This window comes from Streptomyces sp. NPDC013457 (genome assembly GCF_043089925.1).
GTDB lineage: Bacteria > Actinomycetota > Actinomycetes > Streptomycetales > Streptomycetaceae > Streptomyces.
Genome location: NZ_JBICBL010000001.1, coordinates 757505 through 777882, shown reverse-complemented (window position 1 = coordinate 777882; position 20378 = coordinate 757505). Strand labels below are relative to the sequence as shown.

Annotated in this window: 21 protein-coding genes and 1 tRNA gene; 13 read left to right on the top strand and 9 right to left on the bottom strand. The window is 71.1% G+C overall.

Annotated elements, in window-relative coordinates:
* The first annotated feature begins 39 nt into the window (after positions 1 to 39).
* The 3 genes from ACF1G2_RS03450 to ACF1G2_RS03440 are packed head-to-tail and all read left to right on the top strand — an operon-like array spanning position 40 to position 1047.
* Positions 40 to 366 carry a PadR family transcriptional regulator gene (locus ACF1G2_RS03450; RefSeq protein ID WP_391796623.1) on the top strand — a complete coding sequence of 109 codons (327 nt, stop codon included), beginning with the start codon at positions 40 to 42 and terminating at the stop codon, positions 364 to 366.
* The gene (locus tag ACF1G2_RS03445; RefSeq protein ID WP_391796622.1) at positions 363 to 719 is read left to right on the top strand and encodes a DUF1048 domain-containing protein; all 357 of its coding nucleotides are present in this window, start codon (positions 363 to 365) and stop codon (positions 717 to 719) included. Before ACF1G2_RS03450 ends, ACF1G2_RS03445 begins: the two co-directional genes overlap by 4 nt.
* Before the next feature lies 1 nt (position 720).
* Positions 721 to 1047 (top strand): DUF1048 domain-containing protein, encoded by a 327-nt coding sequence (locus tag ACF1G2_RS03440; RefSeq protein ID WP_391796621.1) that lies wholly within the window; start codon positions 721 to 723, stop codon positions 1045 to 1047.
* A gap of 203 nt (positions 1048 to 1250) precedes the next feature.
* Here ACF1G2_RS03440 and ACF1G2_RS03435 read toward each other — a convergent pair whose 3' ends face one another.
* Positions 1251 to 2201, bottom strand: a complete 951-nt coding sequence (locus ACF1G2_RS03435; protein ID WP_391796620.1) for a glycoside hydrolase family 16 protein — start codon at positions 2199 to 2201, stop codon at positions 1251 to 1253.
* 350 nt (positions 2202 to 2551) lie between these two features.
* On the opposite strand from ACF1G2_RS03435, the gene ACF1G2_RS03430 reads away from it, so the two are divergent.
* The 6 genes from ACF1G2_RS03430 (at position 2552) to ACF1G2_RS03405 (ending at position 8713) form a co-directional block, all read left to right on the top strand.
* Complete coding sequence (locus ACF1G2_RS03430; protein ID WP_391796619.1) at positions 2552 to 2788, top strand: hypothetical protein; 237 nt, start codon at positions 2552 to 2554, stop codon at positions 2786 to 2788.
* A gap of 221 nt (positions 2789 to 3009) precedes the next feature.
* Positions 3010 to 5097, top strand: a complete 2088-nt coding sequence (locus ACF1G2_RS03425; protein WP_391797022.1) for a bifunctional polysaccharide deacetylase/glycosyltransferase family 2 protein — start codon at positions 3010 to 3012, stop codon at positions 5095 to 5097.
* Positions 5098 to 5099: 2 nt separating this feature from the next.
* The gene (locus tag ACF1G2_RS03420) at positions 5100 to 6365 is read left to right on the top strand and encodes an acyltransferase (protein WP_391796618.1); all 1266 of its coding nucleotides are present in this window, start codon (positions 5100 to 5102) and stop codon (positions 6363 to 6365) included.
* 144 nt (positions 6366 to 6509) lie between these two features.
* Entirely contained in the window at positions 6510 to 7397 is an 888-nt protein-coding gene (locus ACF1G2_RS03415; RefSeq protein WP_391796617.1) for a LysR family transcriptional regulator, read from the top strand.
* A gap of 188 nt (positions 7398 to 7585) precedes the next feature.
* Complete coding sequence (locus tag ACF1G2_RS03410; RefSeq protein ID WP_391796616.1) at positions 7586 to 8227, top strand: hemerythrin domain-containing protein; 642 nt, start codon at positions 7586 to 7588, stop codon at positions 8225 to 8227.
* A 21-nt stretch (positions 8228 to 8248) separates the two neighbouring features.
* Positions 8249 to 8713 carry a MarR family transcriptional regulator gene (locus ACF1G2_RS03405; RefSeq protein WP_391796615.1) on the top strand — a complete coding sequence of 155 codons (465 nt, stop codon included), beginning with the start codon at positions 8249 to 8251 and terminating at the stop codon, positions 8711 to 8713.
* On the opposite strand, the gene ACF1G2_RS03400 is transcribed toward ACF1G2_RS03405, so the two are convergent.
* The 7 genes from ACF1G2_RS03400 to ACF1G2_RS03370 all read right to left on the bottom strand — a co-directional run bounded on the left by ACF1G2_RS03400 (position 8714) and on the right by ACF1G2_RS03370 (position 13864).
* Positions 8714 to 9157, bottom strand: a complete 444-nt coding sequence (locus tag ACF1G2_RS03400; protein ID WP_391796614.1) for a hypothetical protein — start codon at positions 9155 to 9157, stop codon at positions 8714 to 8716.
* A gap of 40 nt (positions 9158 to 9197) precedes the next feature.
* Positions 9198 to 10487 carry a mannosyltransferase family protein gene (locus tag ACF1G2_RS03395; RefSeq protein WP_391796613.1) on the bottom strand — a complete coding sequence of 430 codons (1290 nt, stop codon included), beginning with the start codon at positions 10485 to 10487 and terminating at the stop codon, positions 9198 to 9200.
* 204 nt (positions 10488 to 10691) lie between these two features.
* Positions 10692 to 11102, bottom strand: coding sequence for a hypothetical protein (locus tag ACF1G2_RS03390; RefSeq protein ID WP_391796612.1), 411 nt, complete (start codon positions 11100 to 11102; stop codon positions 10692 to 10694).
* A complete protein-coding gene (locus ACF1G2_RS03385) occupies positions 11095 to 11592 on the bottom strand; it encodes a SigE family RNA polymerase sigma factor (RefSeq protein WP_391796611.1) in 498 nt (165 codons plus the stop codon). The genes ACF1G2_RS03390 and ACF1G2_RS03385 overlap by 8 nt, the downstream gene beginning before the upstream one ends.
* Positions 11593 to 11781: 189 nt before the next feature.
* Positions 11782 to 12501: a DUF1275 family protein gene (locus tag ACF1G2_RS03380; protein ID WP_391796610.1), complete on the bottom strand. Its 720-nt coding sequence runs from the start codon at positions 12499 to 12501 to the stop codon at positions 11782 to 11784.
* A 132-nt stretch (positions 12502 to 12633) separates the two neighbouring features.
* Positions 12634 to 13116 carry a DedA family protein gene (locus ACF1G2_RS03375; protein WP_391796609.1) on the bottom strand — a complete coding sequence of 161 codons (483 nt, stop codon included), beginning with the start codon at positions 13114 to 13116 and terminating at the stop codon, positions 12634 to 12636.
* Between the two features lie 217 nt (positions 13117 to 13333).
* Positions 13334 to 13864, bottom strand: a complete 531-nt coding sequence (locus tag ACF1G2_RS03370) for a GNAT family N-acetyltransferase (protein ID WP_391796608.1) — start codon at positions 13862 to 13864, stop codon at positions 13334 to 13336.
* Between the two features lie 226 nt (positions 13865 to 14090).
* Here ACF1G2_RS03370 and ACF1G2_RS03365 point away from each other — a divergent pair, with 226 nt between their 5' ends.
* Both ACF1G2_RS03365 and ACF1G2_RS03360 read left to right on the top strand, forming a co-directional pair.
* Positions 14091 to 15911 carry an ABC transporter ATP-binding protein gene (locus ACF1G2_RS03365; protein ID WP_391796607.1) on the top strand — a complete coding sequence of 607 codons (1821 nt, stop codon included), beginning with the start codon at positions 14091 to 14093 and terminating at the stop codon, positions 15909 to 15911.
* Positions 15912 to 16017: 106 nt separating this feature from the next.
* Positions 16018 to 16860 carry a hypothetical protein gene (locus ACF1G2_RS03360; protein ID WP_391796606.1) on the top strand — a complete coding sequence of 281 codons (843 nt, stop codon included), beginning with the start codon at positions 16018 to 16020 and terminating at the stop codon, positions 16858 to 16860.
* A 61-nt stretch (positions 16861 to 16921) separates the two neighbouring features.
* Here ACF1G2_RS03360 and ACF1G2_RS03355 read toward each other — a convergent pair.
* A tRNA-Trp gene (locus ACF1G2_RS03355) sits at positions 16922 to 16997 on the bottom strand.
* 103 nt (positions 16998 to 17100) lie between these two features.
* Here ACF1G2_RS03355 and ACF1G2_RS03350 point away from each other — a divergent pair.
* The gene (locus tag ACF1G2_RS03350; RefSeq protein WP_391796605.1) at positions 17101 to 18507 is read left to right on the top strand and encodes a hypothetical protein; all 1407 of its coding nucleotides are present in this window, start codon (positions 17101 to 17103) and stop codon (positions 18505 to 18507) included.
* Positions 18504 to 20345 carry an AAA family ATPase gene (locus tag ACF1G2_RS03345; RefSeq protein WP_391796604.1) on the top strand — a complete coding sequence of 614 codons (1842 nt, stop codon included), beginning with the start codon at positions 18504 to 18506 and terminating at the stop codon, positions 20343 to 20345. The genes ACF1G2_RS03350 and ACF1G2_RS03345 overlap by 4 nt, the downstream gene beginning before the upstream one ends.
* Positions 20346 to 20378: the final 33 nt, after the last annotated feature.

The window sequence follows — 20378 nt, the reverse complement described above, 5'->3', positions numbered from 1 at the left end:
AGTACTACTGAGTACCTGGAGGGCCGAGGAGGGCTCGCGATGGAGGACCTGACGGAGATGCTGAAGGGCACGCTCGAAGGATGCGTGCTCGAGATCATCGGCAGAGAGGAGACCTACGGCTACGCCATCACCCGTCAGCTGAACGAGCTCGGCTTCGCCGACGTCGTCGAAGGCACGGTGTACACCATCCTGCTGCGGCTGGAGAGGAACAGGCTCGTCCAGGTGACGAAGCGACCCTCCGGGGTCGGACCGCCGCGCAAGTTCTACGCGCTCAACGACGCCGGACGCGAGGAACTCGCGAAGTTCTGGGCGAAATGGCAGTACGTCTCATCACGCATCGACAGGCTCAAGGAGGGCGGGCGATGAACGTCTGGGAGACCATCACCGGCAGCGATCTCACCAGGGAATGGAAGGCGTTCGAGGTCCGGGCCGAGGCCCTGCCGGCCGACTACCGGGCGGCGTGGGAACAGATCAAGGGTCACCTCTTCCCTCACGGGGACTTCACCGGCCGCAACCTCATGCCGATCCTCGACGCCGCCCTGGGGCTGCTCGAAGAAGCCGTGGCGGACGGGCAGGGTGTCCACGAGGTCTTCGGCGACGACATCCGGGGCTTCTGCGCGGCGCTGGCCGGTGGGGAAGGGGCTCGCACCTATCGCGACCGGTGGCGCGAGCAGTTGAACAGGAACGTCGCAAGGAAACTGAGCCGGCTGGGAGGCTGACGTGGGCATCCAGGACATCATCGAGGGCAAGAAGCGGTGGCGGGCGCACAAGGCTCGGGTCAAGGCGCTCCCGCCGGACTACCAGATCGTCTACAAGGAGATGCAGAAGTACTTCTTCAAGGTCGGACCCGTCGACCTGCCTGACGGGCCCCTGCTCCCCGGGGTCGTCGACTTCTTCGAGGAGGGTGTCGCCTCGGGCAAGGGGGTCTTGGAGCTCATCGGCAACGACGTCGCAGCGTTCAGCGACGACCTCATCAAGGACTCACGCACTTACGCGGACGTCTACCAGGAGTCCATCACCGGGGAGGCTGGCACGGCCGGGACGTAGTACCCGTCGCCTCATGCCGCTCCCGCCACAACGTGTGGGCCATCATCCGCGGCCTCGTCTCCGACGGCGTGACCGTGTTCCTCACCACCCGGTCCTGGGGGTCAAGGGGCCGTTTCAGATCACTCCGAAACGGCCCCTTGATCATTCTTGGGACAGGTTCCGGAGCCGGCGCACGTGACGGACCGGAGCGCACTGTGACGGGGTCAGGGCTTCGGGACGGTGTTGACGTAGTCGGTGCCGGTGCTGTGGAAGCCGGCCACCGTCTTCTGGACGTCCGCCTGGGAGAGGGCCTCGTCGGCCTTGTGGTAGACCCAGTCGACCTTCATGTCCCAGACGCGCGTGGCACCGGTGAAGGGGAGGTCGATGAGCCAGTTGCTGAAGTGGATGTCCATCTGCTCGCGCGGGACGTACTTCCCGGAGCTGGTGAAGAGCTCCTTGCCGTCCAGGGAGTAGGTGACCCTTCCGTCCATGGCGGTGATGATCATGGTGTGCCAGCCCTCGAGGCGCCGCTCGAGGGTGTTGTGGACCCGGTCCGGCGGGTCGGCCCTGTACCAGCTGACGTTGTCGAGCTGCGGCCCCACCGAACCCCAGCCGCCGTTCGGCAGGTACTCGAAGTCGAGTTCGCTGTAGTTCTCCGAGGAGTCCGCGGGGGAGATCGGGAAGAAGGTCTGGACGACATGGTCGCCGTCGCGCCCGCTGGTGGGCTTGTCGCTGAGGTGGACCCGGGCGGCGAAGGTTCCCCTGAAGAAGTTCCGGCTCGTGGTCTGCACCTCGGCCTGCGTGGTGCCCTGCTCGGTGCCGTCGGTGGAGGAGCGCAGCCGTAGGACCTTGCCCCCCTCGGCCGTCGGGTCGGAGGGGAAGGCGGCGCCGTCGGCGCTCCAGGTGTCCTTGATCCCCGGGCCGCCCCCGCCGGTACGGATCTCCCAGCCGTGCGCGGCGAGGGAAGGGTCGTCGGCGCCGGTGTAGTTGAAGTCGTCGAACAGGGTTCCCGGCGGTCCGGTGGGCGTCGGCGAGGCGTCCCGCGCGGGCCCGGCGGCGTCGGCGCCCCCGCCGGTGGCGGGGGCGGCGGAACACGCGGCGAGTACGCACAGGAGGGCGGGCAGCGTGAGCGCGGTCCACGCTCGGCGACGAGGGGTGCTGCGGGGCTGGCTCACACAGGCTCCTTGGGGCGTAGTGGCGGTGACTGGACACGCCCACTGCATGCGGATCGATCGCTGATCGCGTGAATCGAGCGGTCATCCTAGCGAAGGATTCAAGCCATTCCGTCTCGTGTCCGCGACCCGGCCATCCAAGGGTCGGAAGGCGTCCGTTGACATACCGATCCGGTCACGACGTCCGATCGGAGCGGATCAAATACGCACATCGCGCACCAATTGATTCAGGTCATGCGCTACCGTCCGCTCTACGCTTCAGCGGTCTTCACACCCTGCACAAAAAGGCCACAACAATGCGCCAAGTCGCCACATCCTTCGGGCGCGGTTCGGTCCACTCGGCACAGCCCGGCGTGGCCGAATCGCGTCAGGAGGAGCCTGCCCAGGCACCGGTGTTCGTCGACCAGTCGGGTCTGCGCAGCTTTCTGCTGCGGCGCTTCGGCTGGCCGGTCTCCGTGGTCGGCGCGATCCTCGCGGCCGCCATGGGTGGCAGCCTCATCGGCGTCCAGTCGGACGCCCCGGCGATGGGCATACCGCCGAAGCCCTCCTACGTGCCGGCCACGGGGCCCTTGTCGCCCTCCTGGCCCTAGCGGGCGCGGCCCGCGACACCCCGCCCGAAAAGCCCGGTGCCACGCCGAACACCGCGACGTCCCATGGCACACCGCGACCATCGTGCCGCCCGGAGCAACGCCTGCGGGCCGGGCCGGGCGTGCCTGATCGTCCGTACCACCCATCTCCAGGAGCGCCCTTGTCCCGCCACCAGCGTCGTCGGCAGTCCCTGCTGAGACCACGCCGACTGGCTGCGCCGCCGCTGCGCTTCTTCATGCCGCTGTCCCTGCTGGCCTGCTTGCTCGCGCTCCTCGTCCTCCGCGGCCTTGCCACCAACGAGGCCTTCCACGACACCCGGATCGCGACCTCGGTCGACAAGACGACCGTGCCGGAGAACCTGCTCAAGGGCGGCCCGATCATCGACGCGCGCGGCACCAGGAACGAGCGCCCCGTGAGCTATCGGATCCCCGACCGCACCGTGGTCCTGAGCTTCGACGACGGCCCCTCGCCCGAGTGGACCCCGAAGATCCTGGACGTGCTCGCGGCCCACGACGTCCGCGCGGACTTCTTCGTGACCGGCGCGATGACCACGCGCCACCCGGACCTGATCCGGCAGATCGTCGCGGGCGGCCACGAGATCGGCGTGCACACCTTCACCCATCCCGATCTGGTGTACCAGTCCGAAGCCCGGATCAGCTGGGAGCTGGCGCAGACGCAGCTGGCGCTGGCCGGCGTCGCGGGCGTCCACAGCGCGCTGTTCCGCCCGCCGTACTCCTCCGACGCCTCGGCGCTCGACAACTGGAACTACCCGGTCATCAAGTACGTGGGTTCCCACGGCTACCTCACCGCGTTCATCGACCGCGACACCGACGACTGGAAGCGTCCCGGCGTCGACGCGATCGTCGAGGCGGCGATGCCGCGCAAGCCCGGCGCGGGCGAGCTCATCCTGCTGCACGACGCGGGTGGCGACCGCACCGAGACCCTTGCCGCGCTCGAGCAGATCATCGAGAAGCTGCAGGGCGAGGGGTACCGCTTCGCGACCATCTCCGAGGCGCTCGGCGCCACCGACGCCACCGTGCCGGTGCACGGCTACCAGCTGTGGGCGGGCAGGTGTTTCATCTGGGCCACCCAGGCCGCCGTGCTCACCCTGCCGGTGCTGGTCGCTCTGCTGGCCGTCGTCGGCTTCCTCAACTTCGGACGGTTCGCGCTGATGCTCGTCCTCGCACCGCTCCACGCCCGCCGCTCCCGGCGGCGGGACGCGTGGGGAGCGCCCGTCACCGAGCCGGTCACCGTCCTCGTCCCGGCCTACAACGAGCGCGAGTGCATCGCGAACACCCTGAACTCCCTCGCCGCCAGCGACTATCCGATCGAGGTGATCGTCATCGACGACGGCTCGACGGACGGCACCGCGGACATCGTCGAGGAGATGCGTCTGCCTTTCGTCCGGCTGATCCGCAAGCCCAACGGCGGCAAGTCCACCGCGCTCAACGCCGGCATCGCGGCCGCGTCGCACGACATCATCGTGATGATGGACGGCGACACCGTCTTCGAGCCCTCCACCGTGCGCGAGCTGGTCCAGCCGTTCGGCGACCGGGCGATCGGCGCGGTCGCGGGCAACGCCAAGGTCGGCAACCGCGACAGCCTGATCGGAGCCTGGCAGCACATCGAGTACGTCCTCGGCCACAACCTGGACCGCCGGATGTACGACATGCTCAACGTCATCCCGACCATCCCCGGCGCGGTCGGCGCCTTCCGCAAGGAGGCCCTGCGCCGGGTCGGCGGGATGAGCGACGACACCCTCGCCGAGGACACCGACATCACCATGGCGGTGCTCTGCGACGGCTGGCGGATCGTCTACGCCGAGCGCGCCCGCGCCTGGACCGAGGCCCCCGCCAGCCTCCAGCAGCTCTGGTCCCAGCGGTATCGCTGGAGCTACGGCAGCATGCAGGCGATGTGGAAGCACCGCCGCGCCGTGACCTCCCGCGGCCCGGCCGGACGCTTCGGCCGGCTCGGGCTGCCGCTCGTCGTGATGTTCGGCGTGGTCGCCCCGCTGCTCGCACCGCTGGTGGACCTGTTCCTGCTGTACGGCGTGCTGTTCGCGGACGCCCCGATCACCCTCGCCAGCTGGGGCGGCTTCATCCTGCTCCAGGCCGTGCTGTCCTGGTACGCCTTCCGGCTCGACGGCGAGAAGCCCCTGCATCTGATCAGCCTGCCGATCCAGCAACTGGTCTACCGGCAGCTGATGTACATCGTCCTGTTGCAGTCCACGATCACGGCGCTGACCGGTGGCCGACTGCGCTGGCAGAAGCTCCGGCGCACCGGCGAGGTCGCCGCACCGGTGGAGGCCTGACCATGACCGCATCCTTCGAGTTCGGGGGAGCCCAGGAGACCCTCCGGCTGAGGATCCCCGCCGCTCTGCGACAGGAGTCCCGGCCGGAGCCGGGGGCGGAGCCGTCGACACCGGCCCCGCGCAAGGGCGGCCGAGACCGCTATCTCGACCTGCTGCGCGCACTGGCGCTGGTCCGTGTGGTGATCTACCACAACTTCGGCTGGTTCTGGCTGCCCGTCGTCTTCCCGTCGATGGGCGTGATGTTCGCGCTGGCCGGGTCGCTGATGGCCCGTTCCCTCAGCCGGCCCGCCCTGGGTGTCGTCCGGGGCCGTCTGCGCCGGCTGCTGCCGCCGATGTGGCTGTTCGGCGCGGTCGTCCTCACCCTCGAGATCATCGACGGCTGGGGTCCCGAGGCCGAGGGGCATCCCAACTGGTGGTGGGGCAAACTGCTGTTCTGGCTCGTGCCGGTGAGCACTCCGCCGTACGCCGAATCGCTGAACGGTTTCGACCATCTCGTGGGGCAGGGCTGGGCGGTGCAGGTCGTCGTCCCGCTCTGGTACCTCCGCGCGTATCTCTGGTACGTCCTGCTCTCCCCGTTGATGCTGTGGGCGCTGCGGCGGATGCCGGTGGTGACGCTGTCCGTGCCGCTCGTGGTGACGATCGTGCTGAACACGTTCTTCATCGACCAGGAGTTCCTCTACGGCCGGGTCTGGGAGAACCTCAGCGACTTCGCCATGTTCGGCTCCTGCTGGATCCTCGGCATGGCACACCAGGAGGGCCTGCTCAAGAAGATCCCGCAGTACGTCGTGCCGTCCGTCGCGCCGCTGATCATGGTGGCCGGCTGGTGGTACCTGCAGACCCGGCCGGTCGATCCGACCGTGCCCACCGACATCGAGAGCTGGCCGATCGCCCAGGCCCTGTGGTCCTTCGGCTTCGTCGCGATCCTGCTCCACGTCAGCCCCTCCTGGGAACAGTGGCCCCGACCGCTGGAACGCTGGAACGGCCTGATCAGCCTGCTCAACGCACGCGCCGTCAGCGTCTACCTCTGGCACCAGGCCGCGTTGGTGGCCGCCATCCCGCTGATCGACCCTCTCTGGTCCGTCGGCTTCTTCTACGAGCACTTCCAGTGGCTGCTGACCAGCCAGTGGTTTCCGCTGATGGTGGCGATCCCACTGACCGGACTGCTGGTGCTGACCTTCGGCTGGGTCGAGGACGTGGCCGCGAAGCGCTCTCCGCGGCTCTTCCCGTACCCGCGCCGCGTGCGGGGCAGGCGCCGGGCCGGCGCCTGACGCGGGACGCCGCGCCTGACGCGGGGGCGGCGCGAGCTGCGGGTCGAAGTCGCAGACAGAGGGGCCGTTTCCGAGGAATCGGAAACGGCCCCTCTATCGTTCTCGTGGACCGGTGGGGACCGGTGGGGGCCGAACGGGGGCGTGATGGAGCTACGGGACATCGAGATCTTTCTGGTCCTGGCCGAGGAGCTGCACTTCGGCCGGACCGCCGAGCGGCTCCTGGTCTCCCAGGCGCGGGTGAGCCAGGCCATCAGGAAACAGGAGCGACGCATCGGCGCCGCGCTGTTCGAGCGCACCAGCCGAACCGTGCGGCTGACCGACGTCGGCCGCCAGCTCCGCGACGACCTGCAGCCGGTCTACGCGGGCCTCCACAAGTCCCTGGAACGGGCCCGGCTGGCCGCCCGCGGCGTCACCGGCAGGCTTCGCGTCGGCATGCTGCCGTTCAACGTCGTCGACTTCCATCCTTACTGGAAGACGTTCCGCTCGCGGTACCCGCAGTGGGAGCTGGAGGTCTGTCAGGAGGCGTACGTGGATCTGTTCGGCCGGCTCCGCGAAGGCGAGATGGACGTGCTCGTCACCTGGCTGCCCGTGGAGGAGCCGGACCTCACCGTCGGTCCGGTCCTGTGCACGGACCCCCGCGTCCTCGCCGTGTCCGCCGACCACGAGCTCGCGCGGCGGACGACGGTACGCCTGGAGGTGTTCGCCGACTTCCAGCACGCCGTCGCACCCGACATGCCGGACTACTGGGAGGACAGCTATCTGCCGTTCTGTACGTCCGAGGGCCGGCCGATCGAGCGCGGGCGGCCCGTGACCAACGCGGAGGAGCTGATCAACCGGGTCGGCATGGGCGAGATAGTCCACGGCTTTCCCAGCCATGTCACCCGGCACTGGGGCATGCCGAACATCCGGTGGATACCCGTCACGGACATGGCGTCCCTGTCCTACGCCCTGGTCTGGCGGACCGAGGCGGAGAACGAGCCGATCGGTGCTCTCGCCGCCGTCGTCCGCGAACTCGGCGCGACGAGGTTCTGACGCGCCGCCGCGTCCGGCAGTCGAGCACGCAGCCGTCACTTCCGAGCCGCTCCTGGGCCGATCGATAACCATCGGGTTATCGATCGGCGGACGAACTCCGCGTTGATCCGCACCTGGCTCCGACGGGAGGCTTGAGGCGCCAGGGCGGGCCGCTCGTCGAGGTCACCGGAACCGGGAGTCGGACAGACGTGAGAGACAGGTTCGACATGACCGTGACGTACGCGATGCACGACGCGCTGCGAAGGGAGTTGTACTCCCTCGCCGGTGCCGCCGCCCGCGCCGATCGCGATCCGCGGACCGTCCTGCGCACGGTGGGCTGGAAGCTGTTCCGGAGGGCTCTGCACGCCCACCACGCCGCCGAGGACGACGCGCTGTGGCCCGCCCTGCGCCAGGCTCTGCACGGCCGCCCCCTCGCCCTGGCGCGGCTGGAGGTGATCGAGGCCGAACACGCCGTGCTGGCCCGCCTGATCGAGGCGATCGACGAGGCGTCGGCCGGTCCCGATGCCCGTCCGGACCTGATCGGAGAGCTCACCGGCTCGCTGGTCACCGGTCTGCGCGGACATCTCCGCCATGAGGAGCAGGCCGTCTTCCCGCTCGTCCAGGCCATCCTGAGCGAGCAGCAGTGGGAGCACTTCGGGCGCGTCCACGCCCAGCGGATCGGGGCCGACGCGGCCCGGATCCTGCCGTGGCTCCTGGACGGCGCAGCCGAGCGGACCGTGACCGCCGTACTGGCGCAGCTCCTGCCCGAGTCCGCGCACCGCGCCTACGCGGACCGATGGCAGCCCGCCTACGCGGCGCTCGACCGCTGGGGCACCGGCACCGCTCCTTAAGCGACAGGAAGTGAACGCCCCATGACGAACCGGCAGATGACCGATGCGGAACTCGCCGGACAGCCCGCCGCCTACTGGACCGGCGTCGCCTACGACGCGCTGATCGCGTTCACCCGGGCCCGCCAGCGCGAGAAGGGTTACACCCAGCCGCAGTTCTGGCTGCTGCGCAACCTGTCGGCGAACGACATCTCGCCCGACGGGGCGGGCATGACGCTGCCCGAACTGCGCCAGGCCATGAGCCGGTACATCCGGTCCGAGGACGACCTGTCGGCGGAGTCGGCGGTACTCGTCGAGCGCGGCTGGCTGCGGTGGGACGACGAGGAGCGGCTGTGGCTCACCGACGAGGGGGAGCGGGCCCGGACCGACCTGGCACGCAACGCCCCCGCCATCGGCGCCGCGCTCCACGAGGGCGTCGACGAGGCGGACTACGTGACCACGGTGAAGGTCCTCCAGCGGTTGATCCGCAACGCGGGCGGAACGTGGTGACTACTCCTCGGCGGGGGCGGACTCCTGTGGGGCCCGGCGAAGTGCGCTGAGCGCGAAGGCGGACCAGGCGGCCGCGGCGACGAGTGCGATCGCGGCCATCCCGGCGAGAACGGGAGCCTCCGGGCGCCAGCCGAGGGTGAGTCGGGTGCCCAGGTAGGTGAGGCCGGTCGCGATACGGCCGGGGGCGTAGACCGGGACCTTCGCGGCGGCGGCGCGCAGGATCGTCGCCACCGCGAGGCCCGCGGCGCCCCAGGCGGCCAGGTAGACCGTGAGGTCACCGGGAGCGGCTGCGGGAAGGCCGTACCGTTCGGGTCCGATGCGGAACAGCGACGTCACCCAACCCAGTGCCAGCGCGGCGGCGGTGATGCCGACCACCCATAGCGCGTGGCGTCGGAACGGGCCGGGGCGCACGATCTCGTCGTCGCTGTCGTAGAAGTCGATCATGTTCCCCAGGACGTGATCGAGTGGTCGGGGGTTGCTCGGGTCAGCCCGCCCAGCGTCCTGTCAGATACGTGAGCGCGAACACCGTCGACAGGGGCGCGGCCAGGCAGTAGTACGCGGTCCTGAAGCGCGGGGAACGCAGGGTCCACGCGGCGAGCGTGACCCACAGCGGCCACCAGAGGAGGGTCGCCCGGGGGATGGACGTGTACCAGTACGACGTGCCGAGGGCCCAGAGGCTGAGGACGACGTACACGGCCTCGGGCCAGCGGCGCCGCCGGATCAGCAGGGCCGCCAGGGCCAGGCCGACGAGCATCGTGAGGAGTTCCGCCTGGAACATGAAGGCGTAGCCGGTGGTCTGTACGTGGTCGAACGCGGACTCCCACGTCGTGCCCCACGCCTCCCAGGGCGCGTGGAACCGGCGGTACCAGCCGCGCTCCTGGGCGTGTTTCCAGGCCATCCAGTCGCCGATGCGGGCGTGCAGGTACCAGGCGTAGAGGACGGCGGGCAGGGCCGGCAGCGCGAGCCAGGGCAGTCGTCTCCGGTCGGCGCGGGTGCGGACGGTGAGGACGAAGTGCAGCGCGAGCGCGGCGGCGAGGAAGAGACCGCTGATGCGTACGGTCGTGGCCAGGGCGGCCAGCGTCGCGGCGAGCGGCCACGCGCGGCGCTGGGCGGCGAGCCACGCCGGAAGGGCGAGGGCGAGGAAGAGCGACTCGCTGTAGCCGGCGGCGAGGAAGACCGCGCACGGCGAGAGCAGCAGGAGCTGGACCGTCCGCCGGCCTGCCCGGGCGTCCGGCAGGTACAGCCGCGCGATCCGCGCGAGCGCCAGTACGGCGACGCCTCCGGCGACGAACGAGATGAGCAGCCCCGCCGCGGTCCAGTGCGGGACGACGGCGTGGACCGCCCGCAGGGCGAGCGGGAAGCCGGGGAAGAACGCCTCACGGTTGTCCCAGTCGGCGTTCCACGGGCCGTCTCCCGCCGGGAAGTAGCCGTCGCGCGCCACGTTCAGGAAGTGCCCCCAGTCCCACCGTTCGAAGGAGGCGAGGGCGGGGCCCGGGTCGCGGCTGCCGGCGTCGGCGGGAAAGACCCACCGCGCGCAGTACGCGGTCGTCCAGACGGCGGCGCGGGTCAGCAGGTAGAGCCAGAGGACGTCCCGGTCCGCGGCGCTGAGCCGCAGGCGGCCGGTGCGCCGTCCGGTGCCTCGGGGTTCGCTTCCCCAGGAGTCGGCGCCTCCTGAGCCGGTGCCCCCGGAGCGGCCGGCGCTCGGCACCGGGGCGGCGCGGGGGAGGGGGAGCGACGTCGCCTCTTCCCGCGACCGCGGGGATATCACGGACATATCGGACTCTCAGGGGTGTGAGAAGGCAGGGGGGATCGCGCGACGGCGGCGCATCGCGGGGGAGGGGGGAAGGGCACCGGTGTGGAGGTCGGCGGCTCGGAGGTCAGGGGCTCGGAGGTCAGGGGCCGGAGGTCGGCAGCTCGGGGGCCGGCAGCTCGGGGGCCGGCGGCCCGGAGGCCGGCTGCGAGGTCGGCGGCCCGGAGGTCAGGGAGGCGTGGTGGTCGTCCGCCCCGACGGCCAGGTCGCGGAGGCCGACGGATCGTCGGGGGTGCCCTCGCCGGTGGAGCTGGTCGGTGCCATCGAGCCGTTCGACGGCGGCCGGGTCGTCTCCCCGGGATACGGCGGTTCGGCCGGCGGGCTCGGGCTCGGACTCGGGCTGTCGGCCGGGACGACGGGCGTCGGCCCGTCCGACAGGAGAGCCGCCGCGGTCACCCCGCCACCGGCGAAGAGCAGGCACGCGGCACCGGCGGCGACGGCGAGGCGCCGCCGGTGCGCGTGCCGGGCGCGTTCGGCGATGCGCGCGACCGGCACGGCGCGCGCACGGGACTGCCCGGAGGCGGCGGCCTGCCGGAACAGCTCGCGAAGGGGGTCCTGGGGTTCCTGGGGCTCAAGCACCGGGGTCCTCCTCAACGTTCCGGGGCTGCAGACGATCGGCGAGGGCGACCCGGCCGCGGACCAGGTGCGTCTTCACGGTGCTGGCGGACTGTCCCGTCTCGCCGGCGATCTGTTCGACGCTCAGGTCGCACAGATAGTGCAGCGTCACCGTGCGCCGCTGCTGGGCGGGCAGGTCACGCAGCGCCTCGATGAGCACCACATGCTCGGGGCCGGGGCCCTCGACGGGTGGTGGCGCGCCCGCGCGGTCCCAGGCGTCCGAAGTGCGCCGGCGGAAACGCCAACGGCTCACGGCGAGGCGCCAGGCGACGGTACGGATCCACGCCTCCGGCTGCCCGTCGCGATCGAGCTGGCGCCGTCGGCTCCAGCCCCTGACGAACGCCTCCTGCACGACGTCCTGAGCCTCGTGCAGATCGCCCAGCATCACGTACAGCTGCCCTGTGAGTCGCGCGACCGCCTGCTCGTAGAACGCCTCGAACTCCTCAACGGTCAACACTCACTCCCGGATCTTTCGCTTCACCCGGCATACGCCTGGCACCAGGTGTCCGGTTGACACGGGCCGTGAATCAACAGGGTGACGGTGATCACGGAACCGAAGGGGGTCGACACGCGTCGCCCCGGCAGGGCGTACGAAGGCCGCTCTCCGGCGAGGGAGAGCGGCCTGGGGCGGCCGCAACACGCCCTAAGGCCTGGTCCAGGCGGTGTCGGTGGCGGACAGGCGCCGGACCGCCAGGTGTACGCCCACCAGGAGCGCGAGCGTCACCCCCAGGGCGAGGGCGAGGCGGACCTGGAGGAGGAGCGCGCCCGCGAGGGCGCCGAGGAACATGGCCAGGACGGACAGGGCCCGCCGGGGCGCGGCTCGCCCGGCGGCGGTGGAGTCCGCGGCCAGTCCGGTCAGGGTCTGGGTCAGTACCGTCGTCGTCAGACCCGGCACGGCGACGCGACGTACGACCGCGGTCTGGAGCCCCATGGCGATCCCGAGAGCCACGATCAGGGTGTACCGGACCGGCGCGCCCACCTCGTCCCCCGACGTGGCCGCGGTGGCGAGCGCCGCGGCGACGAGCAGCGCCTGTCCGGCGACGCCCGCGCCGAGCAGCCGCCCCCGGTGCGCGGCGAACCGGGTGCCGAGGCGGCCGCCGCCCACCGCGCCGACGAGGAACGACGCCAGCGCCGTGAGCGAGGCGGGCGCGGAGAAGCCCGCGGCACCCGCCACGGCGAAGCCCAGGAGCACCACGTTGCCGGTCATGTTGGCCACGAAGACCTGCCCGAGCGCGAGAAAGCTCACCGCGTCCACGAGGCCGGCCACCACCGTCAGGGTGAGCATGAGCGGTGGCAGTGGGCCGTGCCGGTCGCCCGTCGGCGGAACGAGCGTATGGGCCACGTCGGCCAGCAGCTTGCGCATCCTCGGAGGTCCTTCCGGGACGGAGGGCGATGCGGACACCGCGCGCGGTCGGTCCCCGGACATGATCCACCGCCCGGCGCCCACACCTGGTACCTCACCCCGCCCGTCGCGCCACGTCCTCGTGGGCCGGGCTCACGAATCCGCGGCCGCGCTCTCGCCGGAGGGCAGGGCCGCCCTTCTTCTGCGGTGGACGATGACCCCGCACACCGCGAGGAGGAGGACGGCCACGGCGGAGACCCCGAGGGCCGTGTGCTCGGCGAAGAGTCTGCCCATGACCTTCAGCACGCCGATCCCCGCCGTCGCGTAGATCAGCGCCCAGGCCGCTCCGCCCACGAACAGGGCGGGGAGGTAGCGGGGCAACGGCATGCGCATGCTGCCCGCGAGGAAGTTGACGGCGGTCTGGAAGCCGACGGTCAGGAAGGAGACGGCCACCACGGGCGCGCCCCACCGCTGGATCGCCCGCTCGGCGCGCTGGAACCTCGCCGAGGCGATCCGATCGGCGAACCTGCTGCGCCGGGCACCGGCGCCGGCGAGCCACCCGACGGCGAAGGTCCCTCCGGCGCGGAGCAGGACGATGGCGTACAGGGCTCCGGCGGTGAGCGCGATCTTATCCACGACGCCTCGTCACGGGCACGGGGCCGGAACCCGCGTCAGCGGGCGCACGACGTGCGCAAGCCCGGTGGTCACTGTGTCTCACCTGCGCCCTGCTCCTGCCCGTTCCGTCCTGTGGGTCCCCACCTGCGGCACCGGAAGGACTCACATCCGCGCGTCAGGCAAGGTCAGCCTAACCGAACGTGCATACGGCGGACATAGGGCACCGTGCCACCGGAGCTCAGCCGTCGCTGTCCGCGGCGCCGGGGCGCAGGTCGAGGTTCCAGTTCTGGCCGACGAGGTCGTGTCCGTAGCTGTGGTGGCGTTCCTCGTCGGCGAGGGTGAAGCCGAAGCTCCGATAGATCTTGCGCGCCGCCGTCAGCACGTCGTTGGTCCACAGGGTCACCTGCTCGTAGCCGGCCGCGCGTGCGAAGGCCAGGCACGTCTCGACCAGGCGCGTCCCGAGGCGAAGGCCCCTGCCCTCCGGGGTGACGAGCAGGATCCGCAGTTTGGCCACCTGCGGCCGGTCGCCCGCGACGAGGAAGACGCAGCCCACACGCCGGCCGTCGACCTCGGCGATCCAGCCCGCCTCTCGCGCCGGGTCGTGCGTGGCGCCGTAGTCGGCGACGATCCGGGCCACCAGGACCTCGAAGTCGGTGTTCCAGCCGAACTGCCGGTGGTACGCCTCGCCGTGGGCCATCACCACCCATCCCAGGTCGCCGGGCCGGTCGGCGCGACGTACGACGACGTGACCCTGATCCTGCTGCGCCATGAGCTGCTCTCTCCCGTCTCTCTCCCGACCCCGTGATCGCTCTGTCCCCGTCAACGGGTCCCGTTCTCCGTGTTCGCCAGCAAGGATGGCCTGCCGCGGACGCGCCCGGTGCGCGCCCGCGCGACGCCGCGGCGCTCCGGCCCGGAGAAAATGCGTGGACCGCGCACGTGCCGGCACGGAAGACTGACGTTTTGTCACCTGTCGGTCCGAGAGCACAGGGTTCGAGATGGGATCACCTGAAACGTCCGAAGGGTTACCGAGCAAGGGCTCGGTGCTCCTCGCGCTCCGCTACTACGGAAGGGAGCTGGCGCGGCTCCGCTGGATGGCCGCGCCGGCGCTGCTGCTGCCGGCGCTCGGCAACATCGGCATCTTCTACATCGCGCCCCTCGTCGTCGCCAAACTCGTCGGCCGCATCGCAGGGGACGGCGACGCCGCCACCGGAATCGGCCCGATGCTGCCGTACGTCCTCGGCTTCGCCGGGGTCCTGCTGCTCGCGGAGACCCTGTGGCGCATCGGCCTGCACTGTCTGAACCGCCTCGACGCCCGCGGCATCGAGAACCTGTACGTGATCGGCATGGACGAGCTGTACGCCAAGGACGCCGCGTTCTTCCACGACAACTTCGCCGGATCGCTGACCAAGCGCGTCCTCAGCTTCGCCTCCCGCTTCGAGGAGTTCGTCGACACGCTGACGTTCTCCGTCATGGGCAGCTTCGTGCCCCTGGTGTTCGCGTCCGTCGTGCTCTGGCAGTACGACCCGCTGCTCGTGGTCGGCCTCCTCACGCTGATCACGGTCACGGCGGTCTGCGTGACCCCGCTCATCCGACGGCGGCAGGCGCTGGTCGCCCGGCGCGAACAGGCGATCGCCCGCGTCTCCGGCCATGTCGCCGACAGCCTGATGAACATGGACACGGTCCGGTCCTTCGCCGCCGAGGAGCGCGAGGCGGCCGAGCACCGCTCCCGCGTCGCCGAGTCGCGACGGCTGACGCTGCGCTCGTGGGACTACGGCAATCTGCGCATCGACACACTCGTCGCGCCGATGTCCGTGCTCACCAACGTGCTGGGGCTGCTGCTCGCGCTCGGACTCGGCGCGGGACAGCACGGCGTGGAGGCCGTCATCGTCGCCTTCACGTACTACGCGAACGCGACGCGGATCATGTTCGAGTTCAACCAGATCTACCGCAGGCTGGAGAGCTCCATGACGGAGGCCGCGCAGTTCACCGAACTGCTCCTCCGGTCGCCGACCGTACGCGATCCCGCCTGCCCGGAGCCCCTCAGGCCGCGCGGCGCCGACGTGAGCTTCGAGAAGGTGACCTTCGCCCACGCGGGGGCCGAGCCGCTCTTCGAGGACCTCGACCTGGCCGTGCCCGGCGGGGCGAAGATCGGCTTCGTCGGGCGGTCCGGCGGGGGCAAGACCACGCTCACCCGGCTGTTGCTGCGGATGTCGGACATCGACGGCGGCCGGATCATGATCGGAGGACAGGACATCAGCCGGCTGCGCCAGGCCGAGCTGCGCAGCCAGATCGCGTACGTACCGCAGGACCCGGCCATGTTCCACCGCACGCTGCGGGAGAACATCGCCTTCGCCCGGCCGGGCGCCACGGACGCCGAGATCCGCCGCGCCGCGGAGGCGGCGCACGTCACGGAGTTCGCGGACGCGCTGCCCGAAGGCTTCGACACCATGGTGGGCGAGCGCGGCGTGAAGCTGTCGGGCGGGCAGCGCCAGCGGGTCGCCCTCGCCCGGGCGATCCTGCGCGACGCGCCGATCCTGCTGCTCGACGAGGCCACCAGCGCCCTGGACTCCGAGAGCGAGATCCTGGTCCAGGACGCGCTGTGGAAGCTCATGGCGGGACGCACGGCGCTCGTGGTGGCGCACCGGCTCAGCACGGTCGCCGGCATGGACCGGCTCGTGGTCCTCGACCGCGGCCGGATCGTCGAACAGGGCACGCACCAGGAGCTGCTCACGTTCGGCGGCGCCTACGCGAAGCTCTGGCGGCACCAGTCGGGCGGCTTCCTCGACGACACCCCCGCCCAGGCCGAACTGCGCTGACACGGTCGCACCGAGACCGGGCCGCGTCCGTGATTCCCGTACTCTGTGCCGATCTTGGCAAGATCGGGACGGACGCGGCCCGAGCGACACGAGAGGGGCGGAGGCCATGCATCACCACCGCGACACGGACGGCGCGCTGGACGTGCTCGTCTCCCTGGCCGACCCTGACGACGCGGGGCGGATACGGGAGCGGATCGGGACGTCGGAGCGGCCGGCCACGCGGGACAGGCAGCGCTGGCTCACCACGAGGCAGATCGCCTCCACCGAGCCACGCGCCTCCACCTGGCTGTGGATGCTGGAGGAGGACGACCCCGAGACCAACGAGATCGTGGTCCTCCTCGACGGCGGCCTGAACGGCGCGCTGGAGCTGGCCGTGCTCGACGGAGAGCCCTTCGGCCCCGACGAGCACCGCCGGGTGCCCGTGACGGACGCGGTGGCCGACCGGCCCCGACCGGAGGCGGTGAAGCGGCTTCCCTCCGACGAACTGGTCCCCGCCCTCCGCGCGGTGACGACCATGCGCCAGGGCCGGCGGACCGCGAACGCGGTGGCCCGCAGGGACTGGTCGCGGGTCGTCGAGGCGGACACCGCGGACCCCTTGCCCGGGTACGCGCGGTGGGCGCTCGCACTGCGGCCCGACTGCCCCGCGGCCCTGCGGGAGCGGTTCTCCGACCACCCGAGCTACGCCCACCGGATGCGGACGGCCGGGATCGTCGAGAGCCCGGCCGCCTATGTCAGGGAGTGGCGCTCCGCCGGCACGGTCCTCGCCACTCTGGACACCGGCCGATGGGCCTTCCCCACCCGGGTGCGCGAGGCCGAGGACGTGCTGCGCCCCCTGGTGCGCGGTTCGTTGGGGGCGAACGTCGAGGCGTGGGCCGTACTGGCGCAGCTGCTGCCCACCTTCACGGGGACCGTTCCGGAGCTGATCGTGACGGCGGGCGCGATCGCCTGAGCCGGCGCGCGGGAGGCGCCGCGGCGGAGGCGCGGTGCGGGAAGCGCCGCGTCGCGGAAGGGGCGGGGCGGCTGGAGTCGAACCAGCGTGTCCCGGTTCTGGAGACCGGTGCGTCTGCCTCTGCGCTACGGCCCCGCCTTGCCGCCGATCCTAGAGCACGGGCCGAGCCGAAACGCCTTCGCCCGTTGTCGGTGCCACCTGATAGCAATGGGTCAGCACCGGGGGAGTGACGGGGGAGACATGGTGTACGGGGAGCGCGGAGGACGGCCACGCCATGTGGTCGATCTGACGGACCGGCGCGCACTGGAGCGGTGGCGGCCCGCCGACGAGACGGTGATCGCGGAGGCGCGGCGGCTGAAGGAGGCCGCGCTGCTGGACTTCGGGCTCTCCGGCTCGGCGGTGGCCTCCTGGCTGTACGCCAAGTGCCGCCACCAGATACCGACCACGGCGGTGGACACGGCCGCTGTGGTGGCGAGCGGTGACGGCACCTGCCTGCTCGTCTACAACCCCGGGTTCTTCGTCTCCCTCGGGCTCGAAGGGGTGAGGTTCGTCCTCTTCCACGAGGCACGGCACCTCATCCACCGCCATCTGTTCGTCGAACCGGAGCTGCGGAGCGATCCCGTCTTCACCCTGGCCGCAGAGGTCTCCATCAACCACGTGGCGATGGTGCGTCTCGGCGTGCGCGAGCTGCCCTCGCGTGACGGCAGACCGGTGGGCGTGGACCCGTGGGAGATCCACACCGCCTATCGCGAGGACCTGCGCGCCCACGGCCTGGAGCCCGTGGAGTACCGGGAGTTCATCGCCACGGACATGTCGGTGTACGGCGAGCTGAAACGGATGGCGCACCCGCCCGTACCGGCTCCGGCGCTCTGCCCCCGGCTCTCCCACGATGAGATACCCGCCGACCAGGAGACCGTCGACACGATCGCCTCCTCGGTGCTGCTCAACTCCCTGCTCGCGGCACGCCGGGGCCACACGGTGGCCGAGGCGGAGATCGGCGAGCTGCTGGACCGTACGGACGGGGCCTCGGACCGGGTGACCCGGATGTGGGGCCGGCTCGGCGCGGGGCTGCTGCGCGGGCAGACGCCCCGCACGGCGCGGGTGGACTGGTGGCAGCGCTGGCTGGTGGACGTGGTCGCGTCGAAGCTGCGCGACGGCGAGCGGCTGGTGTACCCGAAGAAGCGGGGCGCGCTGCTCGCCGCGCTCGGCCTCGACCCGATGCTGTCGCGGCGCGGGCCTGTGCGGGACAAGGTTCTGGTCATCGCGTACGACACCTCGGGGTCGATGCCGGACCACGTCGTCGGCTGGCTGACCGAACTCGTCGGCGGAATCGACGGGGTGGAGGCGCACTGGCTCTCCTTCGACGCGGTGGTGATGCCGTTCCGCCCCGGCGAGAGGGTGTACGGAGGAGGGGGCACGAGCTTCCAGGCCGTCGCGGACTACGTGGAGGGGCGCACGCTCGTCGACGGCCGGCCCTTCGAGGAGAACCCGGACGCCGTGGTGATGCTCACCGACGGATACGCGCCCCCGATCACCCCGGCCGAACCCGACAAGTGGATCTGGCTCATCACCGAGGGCGGCGACGACTGGCCCGACTCCCACACAACCGCGATGGCCTGCCATCGCGTCACGACAGGAACGACATGACCGCGCTCCGTACCGTCCCATGGCGGCCCAACGCCACCTACCCGCAGCCGCCCGAGGGCTGGACGGGCGTCGCGCGCCTCGAGGCCTTCATCGACGCGATGATCGACATGGGACAGACCGGCCAGGTCTTCGGCGAGCACGGCATCGGCAAGACGGCGACGTTCTTCTCGCACATCGCCGAGGCATACCCGGACGCCGAGCTGGTCTTCGTCCCGGCCGCCAACCTCACCCCCGACGACCTCCTCGCCAACGCTCCCGTACGGGACGAGGAGACCGGGCGGCTGGTGCTGCGGCAGCTGGTGATGAGCCAGTTGAAGCCGGGAAAGCCGTTCGTCCTGCTCATCGACGACTCGCTGCAGGCGGGGGAGTCGATCCAGTCGCAGCTCATGCAGATCGCCTGCAACTGGACGCTCGGAGGCTACGACCTCCGGGCCCTCGGCTGCATCGGCGTCTTCCTCACCGACAACGAGTCGCTCGCCGAGACCGCCGCCCGCCGCAGCGATCTGGCCATCCTGGACCGGATGGTCACCATCCGGATCACCGCCAACGACACGGCCTGGCGGATGAAGCTGGCGGCGAAGTACCGCGGTCGGGACCTCCGCGGGGTGTTCGGCGTGTGGGCGTCGCTGAGCCCCGCTCTGCGCGAGCTGCTCTCGCCGCGCACCGTGGACCACATCCTCGCCAACGCCCAGGAGGGCTTTCCGCTGAGCTGGGGGCTGCCCCTCGTCAACGGCGAGCGGCTGAGGCTCGCCGAACCGCGCCCCGACGGCAGCCCGGGCCCCAACCGGACCCAGGAGATCCTCGACCGGATCGCCCAGGCGCTCGGCGTGCCGAACCCGGCGCGGATCGCCGACCCGGTACGCAGCGTGGTGCGGGCGGCCCTGCGCAACCGGTGGACGGTCCTGCTCCAGGGCCCGCCCGGCTGCGGCAAGACCGAACTCGTACGGCAGACGGTCCGGGAGGGCCTGGGCGGGCGGGAGCCGCTGTACTTCTCGCTGCCCGTCACGAACGTCGAGGACCTCTGCGCGCCGATCCCCACCTCCGACGGCTCGCTGGACAATCTGCTGGCCGCCGCGTTCACCGGCACGGAGCCGAAGGCGATCGTCTGGGACGAGTACAACCGGCCCAAGGACAAGGCCGCCTTCGCCAAGCTGATGGAGATCACGCAGGAGTGGTCCCTGGCCGGCGTGCGGATCGAGGGGCTGCGGGCGCAGGTCGCGGTGCAGAACCCGCCGTACCACCTGGGCCGCAAGCTCCTGGTGGCGCGGAACAACATCGCCCAGGCGACGCGGTTCACGGCCTCGCTGATCGTGCAGCCGGGAGACATCCCGGCCAACGAGTGGCTGATCGACACGTACGGCCCGGTCGCCGAGACGGTGCTCGAATGGTGGAAGCACGACATCGACGACGACGGCCGCGCCTGGATCACCAAGCGGACCATCGAGCGGCTCATCAAGCTCCATCAGCGCGGGCTGCCCCTGGAGATGGGCACCGTCTACCTCGGGGACGGCGAGTACGCCCCGGTGTCGCTGAGCAGTCTCGTCGTGCGCCTGGACAACCGGCCGGTGACGGGGCTGCGGGAGATGGCCCGCCACCTGGAGGTGTGGGAGACGCGCCTGCGGGGCGCGGCGGACGAGTCCTCGGAGGGCGGGGACGACAGCGACGTGGTGCACCAGGTCATCGCCAACGCCGAGCTGTCGCAGCTGAAGAAGCACCGCAAGGCCGTGACCCGGCTGGTCGCGCTGCTGCCTCCGAAGCTGCGGTCGACCTATCTGGTCGGCGCCTCGGAGGAGAATCAGCGCTTCTGGATCGAGGTGTTCGCGGCGATGCCGCGGTGACGCTCACGGTCTGAGGCCGTCGGCGGAGCCGGG